Source organism: Anatilimnocola floriformis (assembly GCF_024256385.1).
Lineage (GTDB): Bacteria > Planctomycetota > Planctomycetia > Pirellulales > Pirellulaceae > Anatilimnocola > Anatilimnocola floriformis.
This window is the reverse complement of record NZ_JAMLFW010000012.1, coordinates 1-367: the sequence shown is the minus strand read 5'-3', so window position 1 is coordinate 367 and position 367 is coordinate 1. Positions and strand designations below refer to the sequence as shown.

At 63.2% G+C, this 367-nt stretch carries 1 protein-coding gene; it reads left to right on the top strand.

What is annotated here, in order from left to right; translation table 11 throughout:
• Positions 1-367, top strand: a 367-nt coding sequence (locus tag M9Q49_RS35275; protein ID WP_254514060.1) for a hypothetical protein, incomplete at both ends; no start/stop codon positions are given.

Genomic DNA, 367 nt, shown 5'->3' with positions numbered 1-367 from the left:
GTCGCTCGATGCGAACCTGGCAGCGTGGGGCAACACCGGCGTGCCCGATCTGATCACGCTGCGGCGCAGCGGTGCGAATCTGGTGGTCGAACGGACCGGTTCAGCAGCAGTGCCGGACAACGATGACGTTGGTGTGATCTTCCAAGGAGCCAGCGCGCAGATTCAGTCGTTTACTTATCTCGGTTCGAGCGACGATGACACGCTGACCGTGAGCGACGTTGGCGGCTTGCCGACGTTCGCCGGCAGCGCGCCGAGCATTCCGGACAATGCGAATCTCGCGGGCGTGGGCTCGGTGTTGCTCGATGGCAACGGCGGTGCTGATAAGTTGCTCTTCAATCTGACCGGCGCGAGTGCGGCGCTGTCGTAC